The 13,384-nt window shown below is 66.1% G+C and carries 14 protein-coding genes; all 14 read right to left on the bottom strand.

The window, feature by feature from the left end; translation table 11 throughout:
- Positions 1–8: 8 nt before the first annotated feature.
- Positions 9–1,820, bottom strand: a complete 1,812-nt coding sequence (gene lepA, locus VES41_RS15445; RefSeq protein WP_324818646.1) for a translation elongation factor 4 — start codon at positions 1,818–1,820, stop codon at positions 9–11.
- Between the two features lie 510 nt (positions 1,821–2,330).
- Positions 2,331–3,785: a DegQ family serine endoprotease gene (locus tag VES41_RS15440; RefSeq protein ID WP_324818643.1), complete on the bottom strand. Its 1,455-nt coding sequence runs from the start codon at positions 3,783–3,785 to the stop codon at positions 2,331–2,333.
- A gap of 73 nt (positions 3,786–3,858) precedes the next feature.
- Positions 3,859–4,920 (bottom strand): MucB/RseB C-terminal domain-containing protein, encoded by a 1,062-nt coding sequence (locus VES41_RS15435; RefSeq protein WP_324818640.1) that lies wholly within the window; start codon positions 4,918–4,920, stop codon positions 3,859–3,861.
- A 20-nt stretch (positions 4,921–4,940) separates the two neighbouring features.
- The gene (locus tag VES41_RS15430) at positions 4,941–5,615 is read right to left on the bottom strand and encodes a sigma-E factor negative regulatory protein (protein WP_324818638.1); all 675 of its coding nucleotides are present in this window, start codon (positions 5,613–5,615) and stop codon (positions 4,941–4,943) included.
- Positions 5,587–6,243 (bottom strand): RNA polymerase sigma factor RpoE, encoded by a 657-nt coding sequence (gene rpoE / locus VES41_RS15425; RefSeq protein ID WP_324818636.1) that lies wholly within the window; start codon positions 6,241–6,243, stop codon positions 5,587–5,589. The genes VES41_RS15430 and rpoE overlap by 29 nt, the downstream gene beginning before the upstream one ends.
- Complete coding sequence (locus VES41_RS15420) at positions 6,240–6,695, bottom strand: hypothetical protein (RefSeq protein ID WP_324818634.1); 456 nt, start codon at positions 6,693–6,695, stop codon at positions 6,240–6,242. The genes rpoE and VES41_RS15420 overlap by 4 nt, the downstream gene beginning before the upstream one ends.
- A gap of 28 nt (positions 6,696–6,723) precedes the next feature.
- The gene (gene fabF / locus VES41_RS15415; protein ID WP_324818631.1) at positions 6,724–7,968 is read right to left on the bottom strand and encodes a beta-ketoacyl-ACP synthase II; all 1,245 of its coding nucleotides are present in this window, start codon (positions 7,966–7,968) and stop codon (positions 6,724–6,726) included.
- A gap of 90 nt (positions 7,969–8,058) precedes the next feature.
- Entirely contained in the window at positions 8,059–8,298 is a 240-nt protein-coding gene (acpP, locus tag VES41_RS15410) for an acyl carrier protein (protein ID WP_286658656.1), read from the bottom strand.
- A gap of 103 nt (positions 8,299–8,401) precedes the next feature.
- Positions 8,402–9,148 (bottom strand): 3-oxoacyl-ACP reductase FabG, encoded by a 747-nt coding sequence (fabG, locus tag VES41_RS15405; protein WP_324818627.1) that lies wholly within the window; start codon positions 9,146–9,148, stop codon positions 8,402–8,404.
- 4 nt (positions 9,149–9,152) lie between these two features.
- The gene (gene fabD / locus VES41_RS15400; protein WP_324818624.1) at positions 9,153–10,112 is read right to left on the bottom strand and encodes an ACP S-malonyltransferase; all 960 of its coding nucleotides are present in this window, start codon (positions 10,110–10,112) and stop codon (positions 9,153–9,155) included.
- Positions 10,113–10,165: 53 nt separating this feature from the next.
- Positions 10,166–11,143, bottom strand: coding sequence for a beta-ketoacyl-ACP synthase III (locus VES41_RS15395; RefSeq protein WP_324818621.1), 978 nt, complete (start codon positions 11,141–11,143; stop codon positions 10,166–10,168).
- On the bottom strand, positions 11,143–12,195 hold the full coding sequence (gene plsX, locus VES41_RS15390) for a phosphate acyltransferase PlsX (protein ID WP_324819540.1): 1,053 nt from the start codon (positions 12,193–12,195) through the stop codon (positions 11,143–11,145). Before plsX ends, VES41_RS15395 begins: the two co-directional genes overlap by 1 nt.
- A 99-nt stretch (positions 12,196–12,294) precedes the next feature.
- Positions 12,295–12,477: a 50S ribosomal protein L32 gene (rpmF, locus tag VES41_RS15385; RefSeq protein ID WP_057676887.1), complete on the bottom strand. Its 183-nt coding sequence runs from the start codon at positions 12,475–12,477 to the stop codon at positions 12,295–12,297.
- Between the two features lie 357 nt (positions 12,478–12,834).
- On the bottom strand, positions 12,835–13,383 hold the full coding sequence (locus tag VES41_RS15380) for a YceD family protein (protein ID WP_324818615.1): 549 nt from the start codon (positions 13,381–13,383) through the stop codon (positions 12,835–12,837).
- Position 13,384: the final 1 nt, after the last annotated feature.

Here is a 13,384-nt window from a genome sequence, read left to right as displayed (position 1 = left end):
TGTACTTGTTAGTCTTCGACTTGCAGGATCGCCAGGAAAGCCTCTTGGGGCACTTCCACCGCACCGATCTGCTTCATGCGCTTCTTGCCCGCCTTCTGCTTTTCGAGCAGCTTGCGCTTGCGGGTAATGTCGCCCCCGTAGCACTTGGCCAGGACGTTCTTGCGAAGGGCCTTGATTGTCTCACGCGCAATGATGTTGGCTCCGATGGCCGCCTGGATCGCGACGTCGAACATCTGGCGGGAAATGATCTCGCGCATCTTGGCTACCACGGCGCGGCCGCGATACTGCGACTGTGACCGGTGCACGATGATCGACAGCGCATCGACCTTCTCGCCATTGAGCAGGATGTCGACCTTCACCACGTCCGAAGCCCGGTACTCCTTGAACTCGTAGTCCATCGACGCGTAGCCGCGGCTGACCGACTTGAGCTTGTCGAAGAAGTCCAGCACGATCTCGCCCAGCGGCATCTCGTACGTGAGCATGACCTGCCGGCCGTGATAGGCCATGTTGATCTGCACGCCGCGCTTGAGGTTGGCCAGCGTCATCACCGGCCCGACGTAGTCCTGCGGCATGTACAGGTGCACCGTCACGATCGGCTCGCGGATCTCCGCCATGCGGCCGACGTCGGGCATCTTCGAGGGGTTCTCGACCATGATGACCTCGCCGTCGCTCTTGACCACTTCGTAGACCACGCTCGGCGCGGTCGTGATGAGGTCCTGGTCGAATTCGCGCTCCAGGCGCTCCTGCACGATTTCCATGTGCAGCAATCCGAGGAAGCCGCACCGGAAGCCGAAGCCCAGGGCCTGGCTGACCTCGGGCTCGTAGTGCAGCGAGGCGTCGTTGAGCTTGAGCTTCTCGAGCGCGTCGCGCAGCTGGTCGTACTCGCTCGCCTCCGTCGGATAGAGGCCTGCAAAGACCTGCGGCTGGATTTCCTTGAAGCCAGGCAACGGCTCGGTCGCGGTGGCGGCCGCGCCGCCGCTGCCGGTCTTGATCAGCGTCACGGTGTCGCCCACCTTGGCGGCCTGCAACTCCTTGATGCCCGCGATGATGTAGCCCACTTCGCCGGCCTCGAGTGATTCACGCGGCGAGTTGCCCGGCGTGAACACGCCCAGGTTGTCCGCGTTGTAGGTCGCGCCGGTGGCCATCATCTTGATGCGCTCGCCCTTGGCCAGGCGACCGTCGACCACGCGCACCAGCATGACCACGCCCACGTACGCATCGAACCAGCTGTCGATGATCATGGCGCGCAGCGCGGCTTGCGGATTGCCACGCGGCGCGGGAACCTTCGCGACGATGGCCTCGAGGATCTCGTCGATGCCCAGGCCGGTCTTGGCCGAGCATGGGATCGCATCGGAGGCGTCGATGCCGATCACATCCTCGACTTCGGCCTTTGCGTTGTCGGGGTCGGCCTGCGGCAGATCCATCTTGTTGAGCACGGGCAGCACCTCGACGCCGAGGTCGAGCGCGGTGTAGCAGTTCGCGACTGTCTGTGCTTCGACGCCCTGCGACGCATCGACGACGAGCAACGCGCCTTCGCACGCCGACAGCGAACGCGAGACCTCGTAGGAGAAGTCCACGTGACCGGGCGTGTCGATCAGATTGAGGTTGTAGACCTGCCCATCACGCGCTTTGTATTGCAGCGCTGCGGTCTGTGCCTTGATGGTTATCCCACGCTCGCGTTCGATGTCCATCGAGTCGAGCACTTGCGCTTCCATCTCGCGTTCGGTGAGGCCGCCACAGCGCTGGATGAGGCGATCAGCGAGCGTCGACTTGCCATGGTCGATGTGCGCGATGATCGAAAAGTTTCTGATGTGATTCATCAACGAGAAAGCTTAAGTACTTGAATTGGCTCGTGGCATGCGCCAGCGGACAAGAAAAAAGGGCGCGTCCTCTAGGAGACGCGCCCTGAACCAACAAGCAATGGCAACTGCAGTAGTTGGAGCTTCATTGTAGGCAAAAAGGGGGGCGCGTACAGCCGCGAAGACCGGCCGGGAAGCTCGTTGCAGGACCACAACAAGGAAGTTATCTACAGATTATCAACAGACGCTGTGTGCTGTTTGTTGGACAACTTGTGGGCGATCTGTGGAGTGTCGGTGGACTGTCACATGCCGTATCGCATCGTGAACCGTCCCCTCCGTCTTATGCGTTTGGCCTGCCGCAAGGCGGTCTATTCTATCAAATGACGTCATAAGCTCGCGAGATAGTTAGTATGTGCAAACTAACTTAAAGAGCCGGAAGGCGGGCGGAATATTTTTCGATGGCGTGGGACGGACACCAAAAAGTGGCCCCAATCCCGACTGCCGGTTGGGGCCACTTGACGGCGCCGTCGATCAACGGGGGGGCCGGACCAGTGCGTACTGGGCCCAGTCGCCCCGCCGGAAAAGCATGTTGACCGGCTTGGATCTGTCTGCCTTGCCCAAGGCGCTGTCGAACTCCTTGACGTTGGCGATCTCGGTGTTGCCCACCGCGACGATGACGTCGCCTTCACGCAGCCCGGCGCGGGCAGCGGCCTCCGTGGCCACCTCCACCACCACACCACCCTTGAGGCGGAGGTCGCGCTTTTGCTGCTCGTTCAGATTCGTCACCTGAAGCCCAATGGTCTTGGCCACGCCGGACGGCGCCTTCGGCGAGGGCGGTTCGCTGGTCGGCACGCGGGCCGGTTTGTCGGGCTCGAACTCGCCGATCGTGACTTTCAGGTCGACCGCCTTGCCGCGGCGGAATACGGTGACGGTGCTGTTCGAACCCGGCTTGGTGTTGCCCACCAGACGCGGCAGATCGCTCGAACGCTCGATCTTCTTGCCATCGAACGCGGTGATGATGTCGCCAGCCTCGATGCCGCCCTTCTCGCCCGGCGAGCCGTCCTCGACGCTGCGCACCAGCGCGCCTTCAGGCTTGCCCAGGCCGATCGACTCGGCGACTTCCTTGGTCACCTGGTCGATCTGCACCCCGATGCGGCCGCGCGACACGCGCCCCGTGGCCCGCAACTGGTCGCTCACGCGGATGGCCTCGTCGATCGGAATCGAGAAGGAAATCCCCATGAAGCCACCCGAGCGCGAATAGATCTGGCTGTTGATGCCCACCACCTCGCCCTGCATGTTGATCAGCGGTCCGCCGGAGTTCCCGGGGTTGATCGCAACGTCGGTCTGGATGAACGGCAGGTAGTCGCCGGTGTCGCGCTGCTTTGCACTGACGATGCCCGCGGTCACCGTGTTGTCCAGGCCGAACGGCGAGCCGATGGCCATGACCCATTCGCCCACGCGGAGCTTGGAGACGTCTCCGACCTTGACCGCCGGCAGCCCGGTGGCGTCGATCTTCACGACCGCCACGTCGGTGCGCTTGTCGGCGCCGATCAGCTTGGCCTTGAATTCGCGCTTGTCCGGCAGCGTGACCAGCACCTCGGAGGCGTCCTGCACGACGTGTGCATTGGTCATCACGAAGCCGTCGGTGGTCAGGATGAAGCCGGAGCCGACGCCGCGCGGGCGCTCCTCCTCGCGCGGCTCGGGACGCCCGCGCGGTGTCGGGCCGGGCAGCGGCTGGCCGAAGAAGCGCCGGAAGAACTCCTGCATTTCCTCGTCCATCTCGGGGTTGCCCCGCTGAGTGACGCGCTCGATCGTACGGATATTCACCACCGACGGGCCGACCTGGTCGACCAGGTCCGTGAAGTCGGGCAATGCTCGTACCTGGGCAGATGCCGGCGCGGCCGGAACGAATCCGAGCGCGCCGCCCAGCACCAGGGCGCCGGCCGCCAGGAAGGTGCGGATCTTTCCTTCAACTCTTGGAAGCATAGGTGTTCAATCGATAGCTAGAGGTTGACAGTGTGTGGGCTGCCGTCGATGCCGGCGAGATGCAGGCGGGGCTTCAGCGCGGCACGCGCTCAAGACTGGTGGCAAATCGCTCCAACGTCTGCGGGGGGACTTCGCCTACGGCCGTCAGCCACCAGTCCTGTCCGCCGCCGGATAGCCGCCGCGTGAGCGTATAGGTCGCCCCGAGGGCAAGCAAGCCCTCGCGCCGATGGCTGTTCGCATCATCGGGCTCCACGAACAGCGACACCGAGGCCAACCCATCGGAGAAGATCCACTGAACCGTGCGCGCGCCCTGCCCGTTCGCAGCACGGCGGAAGCAATGCATCTCCCGGAAACCGGGCACCGGCTGCTTGAGCATCCAGCCCTCGGCCGCGGCGTCGATCCGCTCGACGTCGACCGCCTCCAGGTGATAGCCATCGGTCTTGGCCATCATCTGCGACAGCGCCTGAACCTTCACCGGCGCATCCAGTTCGAGCTCGGAGAATGCCGACTGCTCAACCGTGCGGCCGGCGGCGTCGAGCGTCTGGAGCTTGGTCAGCAGGCCGGACCCGCGCTCGACCCACATCCGATAGCCGAACCGGAGTGCATCGCGCGGCACCAGCTGGACCACGTCCGTGTCGAAGCCGGCGACGCGCGCCTCGCCGACGACCTTGGCGTCGTAGTACGTGGCGATCGCCTCGTCCGGCTTGCTCAGGCTGGGAAACTGATCGAGATCGATGCGCTTTTCGCTGCGCACGATGCGGCGCTCCGGCAGAAACGTCAGCACCTGCTCTCCCCGCCGGAAAGTGGTTCGCGGTGCGCCGGTCAGCGCCTCGACGCGCTCGACCTGCGTCGTGCCGCCGGCGTCGCATGCATGCCAGATGCGCGCGCTGGACCAGTCGTTCCCCCCTGCCGAGACGACGAAGGTTCCGATGTAGGAAACCCGGCGCGAGGCCTCGTGCATTCGCCTGAGCCAGTCGATCACTCCGCGCTGGTGCGCAGCAGCGTCAGGCTGGGCGGCCTGCCGCTGGGGCGCCGCGGGCGCGGGCGCTTCCTGTGCATTCGCGCCGTGCAGCATGGCCGCCGCGGCCAGTGCAACGAATATCGACTGCGCCGGGCAGCGCACGCAGGCACTCATGGTCGGACGTGTGACGGCGATCAGCGGCTGGGTCCTTCGAAGGTGGCGTTGCGCAGGAACGCGGAGGGCATGTTGGATGCGCCGCCGGCTTGCTGGTGCGCTTGCAGCAGCGCATCGAGGCGCGGGTCCCGCAGCATCAGGTCGGCCTGCTGGCGCTCGCCCGCCGCCACGAGCGGCGTACTTGGCGTCACCACGCCGGAGACGACCGCCGCCGGTGCCTGCTGCGCCAGTTGCGTGCCCGCCGGCGCCTGGCCGGGAACTCCGCCGATCCAGTTCCAGCCGATCGCCGCCGCGGCGGCGAGAGACGCCACGCCGGCCGCGATCTTCCACCGGAACACGGGTTCGTTGGCCGCCTCAGCGCGTATGCGGGGCGCCGGCTGCGCCTGCGACACGTCCTGCGCAAATGAAGCTGGTGCGGCGGCTTCGGCGGAGAGCGTTTGCCGGAACCGCGCGACGAAAAGGTCGGAATCTGCGCACACGCTGTGCTGGCCCGATCGCAGCACCTCGCCCACCAGGTGATAGGTGCGCCAGGTATCGCGTAATGCGTCGTCACTGCATACCCGCTCGATCAGACGGGCCAGGGACTCGTCCTGGACCTGGCCGTCCGTCAGGGCGGACACCTGTTCGCGCATGCTGTCGTCGTCATTCATATCGTCACCTGTCTCGCTACCACCGTTTGCCGGATTGGCTCTCAAGAAGAGGTTTGACCCGGGTTGAAATAGCCTCGCGAGCCCGGAAGATGCGCGAGCGCACGGTTCCGATGGGGCAATTCATGACCTGGGCGATCTCTTCGTAACTCAAGCCTTCGACTTCGCGCAGCGTGACCGCCTGGCGTAGCTCCGCGGGCAGCGCCTCCATGGCAGCGTTCACCGCGGCCGCGATTTCCTTGGCGGCCAGGATGGTGTCGGGGCTTTCGTCCGTGATTGGTTCGTTTCCGGGCCGGTAAGTTTCATCATCGTCGTCGCTGGCGCGCAAGGCGGCCTCGCTGATCGTCGGATCGCGCTTCATGTCGACCAGCGCCTTCTTGGCGGTGTTGACGGCGATGCGGTAGAGCCAGGTGTAGAACTGGGCCTCGCCGCGGAACTGGTGCAGGGCCCGGTAGGCGCGGATGAACGTTTCCTGCGCGATGTCCTCCACCAGGTCGACGTCACGGACCATGCGGCCGATCAGGCGCTCGATGCGGCGCTGATACTTCAGCACCAGCAGCTCGAAGGCCCGGCTGTCTCCGGCGAGCACCCGCTGCACGACCTGGAAGTCGACGTCGGGTGGTCGCGCAGAGGCCGGCTCCTGGGCCGGCGTGGGGTGGTCGTCGTCGCTATTCATGGGCGCCCGGGTGCGCTTCGTGCCGACGCCGCGATCGGCACCGGCGCGTACAGCGCCCGCCGCAAGGCTGGCCATCGCGCCGGATCGGCTGCGCGTTCCGCCCACATCCAGGCCGATGGCGCGCCGGCCCGCCGCAGGCGCACCAGCAGCAGCGACTGGAAATCCAGGTGAACCACCGCTTCGCCCGTACCCGGTGCGGCGCGTCCTTCGATGCGCCATTCGCGGCCGTCCCAGCGCAGGCGCATGCCCGCGCCCAGACGCGCCGCACGCATGGCCCCGCCCGCGGCGGTCGCAAGCGCCGCAGCCAGCAGCGCCCCTTGCCAGGGAGCCAGGGCCGCCTGCGAACACCAGGCAGCCGCAGCCCCGGCGCCCAGCAGCCAAAGGCCCAGCAACAGGCCGCCCGCCAAGCGCGAACGCCCCACCGGATAGATCACCGATGGGGCGCTGCGCATGGTGCGATGCTCAGGGCAGATACAGAACTCAAACGCGCTTGAACACCAGCGTGCCGTTGGTGCCGCCGAAGCCGAAGTTGTTCTTGACGGCCACGTCGATCTTCAGATCACGCGCCTCGTTGGCGCAGTAGTCGAGATCGCACTCCGGATCCTGGTTGAAGATGTTGATGGTCGGCGGGCTCTTCTGGTGATGCACCGCCAGCGCCGTGAACACCGACTCGATGCCGCCGGCACCGCCGAGCAGGTGTCCCGTCATCGACTTGGTGGAATTCACAACCATCTTCTTCGCCTGGTCGCCGAAGGCGAGCTTGATGGCGTTGGTCTCGTTCACGTCGCCCAGCGGCGTCGACGTGCCGTGCGCATTGACGTACATCACCTCGTCGGCGTTGACGCCGGCGTTGGCAAGTGCGTTGGCCATCGAGCGGCGCGGGCCGTCCACGTCCGGCGCCGTCATGTGATAGGCGTCGCCCGACATCCCGAAACCGGCAACCTCGGCGTAGATCTTCGCGCCGCGCGCCTTGGCGTGCTCGTACTCTTCGATGACCATGACGCCGGCGCCCTCGCCCAGCACGAAGCCGTCGCGATCCTTGTCCCAGGGGCGGGAGGCGGTCTTGGGATCGTCGTTGCGTGTGCTCAACGCACGCGCCGCGGCGAACCCGCCAATGCCCAGCGGGGAGACGGTGGACTCGGCGCCGCCGGCGATCATCACGTCGGCATCGCCGTACTCGATCATGCGCGCGGCCATGCCGATGGCGTGCAGCCCGGTCGTGCAGGCCGTGACCACCGCAATGTTGGGCCCCTTGAAGCCGAACTTGATCGACACGTGGCCCGAGATCATGTTGATGATCGACGCCGGCACGAAGAACGGCGAAATGCGACGCGGTCCGCGGTTGGTCAGTTCGGCATGGGTCTGCTCGATCATCGGCAGTCCGCCGATGCCCGAGCCGATGTTGCAGCCGATGCGCACGGCCAGGTCGGGCGACAGCGCGTCGCCGGTCGGCAGGCCGCTGTCGTGCACGGCCTGGACGGCCGCCGCCAGCCCGAGATGGATGAAGCGGTCCATGTGGCGCGCTTCCTTCTCGGGAATGTATTGGGTGATGTCGAAACCCTTGACCTCACCGGCGAAGCGGCAGGCCAGGTTCGAGGCATCGAAGCTGCTGATCGTGTCGATACCCGAGCGACCGGCCAACAGGTTGGCCCAGGCTTCCCCGACGGTGTTCCCGACGGGGGCCAGGCAACCCAGCCCGGTTACGACAACGCGGCGTTTGGTCATGCCGGCAAACCTTTCTGGGGAGATGACGTCCGCCGGTGCATCGCGCCCGAAGCGGGGCGACGCGTCCGAAACGGATACTGGCGTTGCCGTTCAGGCCTTCTGGTGCTTGACGGCGTAGTCGACGGCGTTCTGCACGGTGGTGATCTTCTCGGCGTCCTCGTCGGGAATCTCGATGCCGAACTCGTCCTCGAGCGCCATCACCAGTTCGACCGTGTCCAGCGAGTCCGCACCCAGATCGGCCACGAAGGCCTTTTCATTGGTGACCTGGGACTCTTCGACGCCGAGTTGCTCGGCGATGATTTTCTTGACACGTGCTTCGATATCGCTCATTTGGTTCCCTCTAAGGGTTGTAAGTAAACCGGTGGATTTTAGCGGGCCGGACACATTGTCCCGCCACCCGCCGCTTGGGAGAAATCTGGGGGCCCGAATGGGCCTACATATACATGCCGCCGTTGACGTGCAATTCCTGGCCTGTCACGTATGCCGCCTGTGGCGACGCCAGGTAGGCGACCGCGTGCGCGATGTCCGCCGGCTTGCCCAGGTGTCCCAGCGGGATCTGGGACAACAGGGCTTGCTGCTGCGCTTCCGGCAGCGAGGCGGTCATGTCGGTCTCGATGAAGCCGGGCGCCACGCAGTTGACGGTGATGTTGCGGCTGCCGAGTTCGCGCGCCAATGCGCGGGCCATGCCTGCGACGCCGGCCTTGGCCGCCGCGTAGTTCGATTGCCCCGGGTTGCCGGATGCGCCCACCACGCTGGTGATGTTGACGATGCGGCCATAGCGCTGCTTCATCATCGGGCGAATGACGGCCCGCGACAGACGGAACACCGCCTTGAGGTTGGTGTCGAGCACGGCGTCCCAGTCGTCGTCCTTCAAGCGCATGGCCAGCGTGTCGCGCGTGATGCCGGCGTTGTTCACCAGCACATGCAGTCCGCCGTGGACCTTGACGATCTCGTCCACCAGCGCATCGGTGGCCGCGAGGTCGTTGACGTTGAACGCGCATCCCACGCCGCCGTGCGCCGAGAGCGCCGTCGAGATGGCAGCCGCGCCCTGTTCGGTGGTGCCGGTACCGATGACCTTGTAGCCGCGTCGCGCCAGCTCCAGGGCGATGGCAGCGCCGATGCCGCGCGTGGCGCCGGTCACCAGGGCGACCTGGCCTTCGATGGAAATGGTGTTGCTCATGGAATCAGGTATTTGGCGCCAGTTGCTGGCGAACGCTGGCCAGCGAAGCCGGATCGTAGATGCTGCCCGAGGCCAGCTCCGGCGCGATGCGCTTGGCCATGCCGGCGAGCACCTTGCCCGGACCGCATTCGATGATGGCCTGGGCGCCGCGCGCCTGCAAGCCCTGCACCGTCTCGACCCAGCGCACCGGGCCGGCCGCCTGGCGTACCAGGGCGTCGCGGATGCGCGCAGGATCGGTCTCGGCCTGGACGTCGATGTTGTTGAGCACGGGGATCCGGGGCGCGGCGAACGCCACGTCGGCCAGGCGCTCGCGCAGCGCGTCGGCGGCCGGCTTCATGAGGCTCGAATGGAACGGGGCCGACACCGGCAGCGGCAGCGCGCGCTTGGCGCCGTTGGCCTTGAGGGCTTCGCAGGCCTTGTCGACGGCGGCCTTGCTGCCGGCGATCACCGTCTGCATCGGATCATTGAAGTTGACCGCCTCGACGACCTCGGCAGAGCCGGCGCCGAAGGACGCCGTCACCTCGGCACAGCCGGCCACGACCTTGGCAGCGTCCATGCCCAGCACCGCCGCCATGGCACCGACACCGACGGGCACCGCCTGCTGCATGGCCTGCGCCCGAAAACGCACCAGCGGAGCGGCCTGGGTCAAGGTCAGGACGCCCGACGCGACCAGCGCCGAATACTCGCCCAGCGAATGGCCGGCGAGCATCGATGGCGCAGCGCCACCCTCGGCCAGCCAGGCACGCCAGGCGGCGATGGCCGACACCAGCATCACCGGCTGGGTGTTGGTCGTCAGCGCCAGCGCCTCCTTGGGCCCTTCGTGGATCAGTTTGGCGACGTCCTCGCCGAGCGCCTCGGAGGCCTCGGCCAGGGTGTCGCGCACGGCCGGATGGTCGCCCCACGCGTCGAGCATGCCGACGGCTTGCGAACCCTGTCCCGGAAAAACAAAGGCAAACGAATTCATTGTGATGTCAGTCTCCTGCTTGGCGTCCGCGCCGCCGCATCGGCGGCCGGTGCTCACATGTCGAGCAGCACGGCTCCCCAGGTGAAGCCCCCGCCCACGCCTTCGAGCATGACGGTGTCACCCGGCTTGACCTTGCCCTCGCGCACCGCCTGGTCGAGCGCCAGCGGGATCGAGGCGGCCGAGGTATTCCCGTGCTCGTGCACGGTGACCACCAGCTTCTCGCGCGGCAGCTTCAGCTTCTTGGCCGTGCCTTCCATGATGCGGATGTTGGCCTGGTGGGGGATGAGCCAGTCGATGTCGGCATCGGTGCGGCCGGCCTTCGCCAAGGTGGTCCGGGCGGCCTCTTCCAGCACCCGGACCGCCAGCTTGAACACCGCCTGGCCGTCCATGTGAAGCAGGGGCTTGCCCAGCACGTCGCCGCCGGAGACATGGCCCGGAACGCAAAGGATGCCCACGTGCTTGCCGTCCGCGTGCAGGTCGCTGGCCAGGATGCCGGGCGTTTCGCTGGCTTCGAGCACGACTGCCCCGGCCCCGTCGCCGAACAGCACGCAGGTCGTGCGGTCATTGAAATCGAGGATGCGCGAGAAAACCTCGGCGCCGATGACAAGCGCGCACTTCGCGCTGCCGGTGCGGATCATCGCGTCGGCCACGGTAAGCGCGTACACGAACCCGCTGCACACGGCCTGCACGTCGAACGCAGGACAGCCGGCGATGCCGAGCTTGTTCTGCAGGATTGCGGCCGTGGACGGGAAGACCATGTCCGGCGTGGACGTGGCCACGATGATCAGGTCCACCTCGGCGGCGGTGCGCCCTGCGGCTTCCAGCGCGTGGCGCGCAGCCTGGTAGCCCAGTTCGCTGCTGGCGACGTCCGGCGCGGCAAAGTGGCGCGCACGAATGCCCGTGCGCTCGACGATCCATTGGTCGGAAGTCTCGATGCCACGCTGCGCCAGTTCGCGCGCGAGGTCGTCGTTGGTGACGCGGCGCGGCGGCAGGTAGCTGCCGGTGCCGGTGATTCTGGAATAGCTGGACATCAATCTTGAAGCGCCGTCACGTCGGCCGGCGCTTCGGCTTCGTGGCGCCCCAGGAGTGGTGCGGCGTGCGCGATGCGGGCCCGAACACGTTCGAGCAGGTTGTTGCGAGCGGCATCATAAGCGCGATCGAGGGCGTAGCCGAAAGCCATCTCGTCGGCCGAGCCATGGCTCTTGAACACCAGCCCGCGCAGGCCCAGCAGCGCCGCACCGTTGTAACGACGGTGATCAAGTCGCTTTTTCAGGGAACTTAGAACCGGATAGGCGACGATTGCGGCGAGTTTCGTGAATATGCTGCGCGAAAACTCGAAGCGCATGAAGTCGCTGATCATCGTCGCGACGCCCTCGCTGGCCTTGAGCGCCACGTTGCCGACGAAGCCGTCGCACACCACGATATCGGTCGTGCCCTTGTAGATGTCATTGCCTTCCACATTGCCGTGGAAGTTCAGATCCTGCGACTGGCCGGCTTCGCGCAGCAGTTGCGAAGCCTTCTTGATCGTCTCGCTGCCCTTGATGGCCTCCTCGCCGACATTGAGAAGGCCCACCGATGGCGAGTCGTTGCCCGTCAAGGCCGACACCAGCGCGGAGCCCAGGACGGCGAACTGCAGCAGATCCTCGGCGTCGCAATCCACATTCGCGCCAAGGTCGAGCACCGTCGTGGCGCCGCCCTTCATGTTGGGCAGCTGCGGCGCGATGGCCGGCCGATCGATGCCGTCCATGGTCTTGAGCAGGTAGCGGGCGATTGCCATCAGGGCGCCGGTGTTGCCGGCCGACACCGCGGCCTGCGCGGCACCGTCCTTCACCTGGGCAATGGCCAGGCGCATCGAGGAGTCCTTTTTCTTGCGCAGGGCGATCTCGATCGGGTCGTCCATGCCGACCACTTCGCTGGCCGGCACGATGCGCGCCCGCGGATGCGAGAAGGACGAGAGCGCCTCGGGCTTGCCCACGAGAAGCAGCGAAGCCTGCTCGTGGCGAGCCAGGAAAGCCCTGCAGGCCGCCAATGTCACGGACGGCCCATGATCGCCGCCCATGCAGTCGACGGCCAGCGTGACCACCGATTGCGAAGCGGGCGCGGAAGAAGAAGGCGTAGCCATCAAAAACAAAGGCCCGACGCTACAGCCTGGGTAGCCTCGGGCCTTGGCCTGAAATATGGATCAGGCTTCGGACTTGGTCTTGAGAACCTTGCGGCCGCGGTAGAAGCCGTTGGGGCTGATGTGGTGACGCAGGTGCGTCTCGCCCGTGGTCGGCTCCACGGCAATGCCGGGAACGTTCAATGCATTGTGCGAACGGTGCATGCCGCGCTTGGACGGCGACTTCTTGTTTTGCTGGACGGCCATGGTCGGCTCCTGGAATTCGGTTGGTTGCTTAAAGTGAGCTCGATGCTCGTGGGGCGCGCACTCAACGGCCATTATTCAACGACCATTACACAACGGCCGCCTACCTTGGCAGATATCTGCGAGACTTACCCAGATATCACCCAGACCAAATTCGAGTTACTTAAGTTGATCAACTGAAGTTGGCCAACTCACTCGCCTCTGCCCGGGCTTCTCGGCTGGTCCAGCCCCGCCTGTCGGCACGGCCCGGACGCAGGCGCCAATTCGCCAGTTCGCACGCACGAAGCCTTCGATTATAGCGCATGCCCTCCGCGCCGCGCCAGCCCTGGGCACGCGTCCGCCTGCCCTGGCCGACACGCCTCAGTGACCACTGTCGCGCCGAAGCTTGGCCAGGCCGGCGAACGGGTTGGGCTTGCCTTCCTGCGCCTGCTCGAACTCGGGGTCGATGGCCGAGGCAGGCAGCGCCTGCGGGCACTCGTCATGCAGCGGGGTGATCGGCAAGGCCATGAGCAGTTCGTCTTCGACCAGGGCATGGAGGTCGAAATCACGGCTGACGGCCAGGACGTCCTCCTCGGCCTCCTCATCCAGCAGCGCCGCCGTTGCCTCGTCGGGTGCGAAACGGAACCAGCGGTCGACCTCCAGCGGCACCTGGACCGGCGCCAGGCAACGCTGGCACACCAGCGGCACGCGCGTGTGCGCGAAAAGATGCAGCCAGGGCTCAGCCCGGCCGGCGCCGTCCTGGCGCGACTCGCCTGCCGCCTCCCAGTGCACGGAAGTTTCCTGCGACGGCACCGCGGCCTCGGCCGACAGGCGCACGTAGCGGGTCAGCGGATCCTGGCCGGCCAACCGCGCCCCGGCCTGCGCAAAGGCGGCAACGTCCAGTCGCTCAGGTGAAAAAACTCGGGTCATC

The sequence above is a fragment of the Variovorax sp. genome, assembly GCF_035634955.1.
Taxonomy (GTDB): Bacteria; Pseudomonadota; Gammaproteobacteria; order Burkholderiales; family Burkholderiaceae_C; genus Variovorax.
The sequence above is the reverse complement of the archived record's forward strand: the minus strand, read 5'-3'. Positions and strand labels throughout refer to the sequence as shown.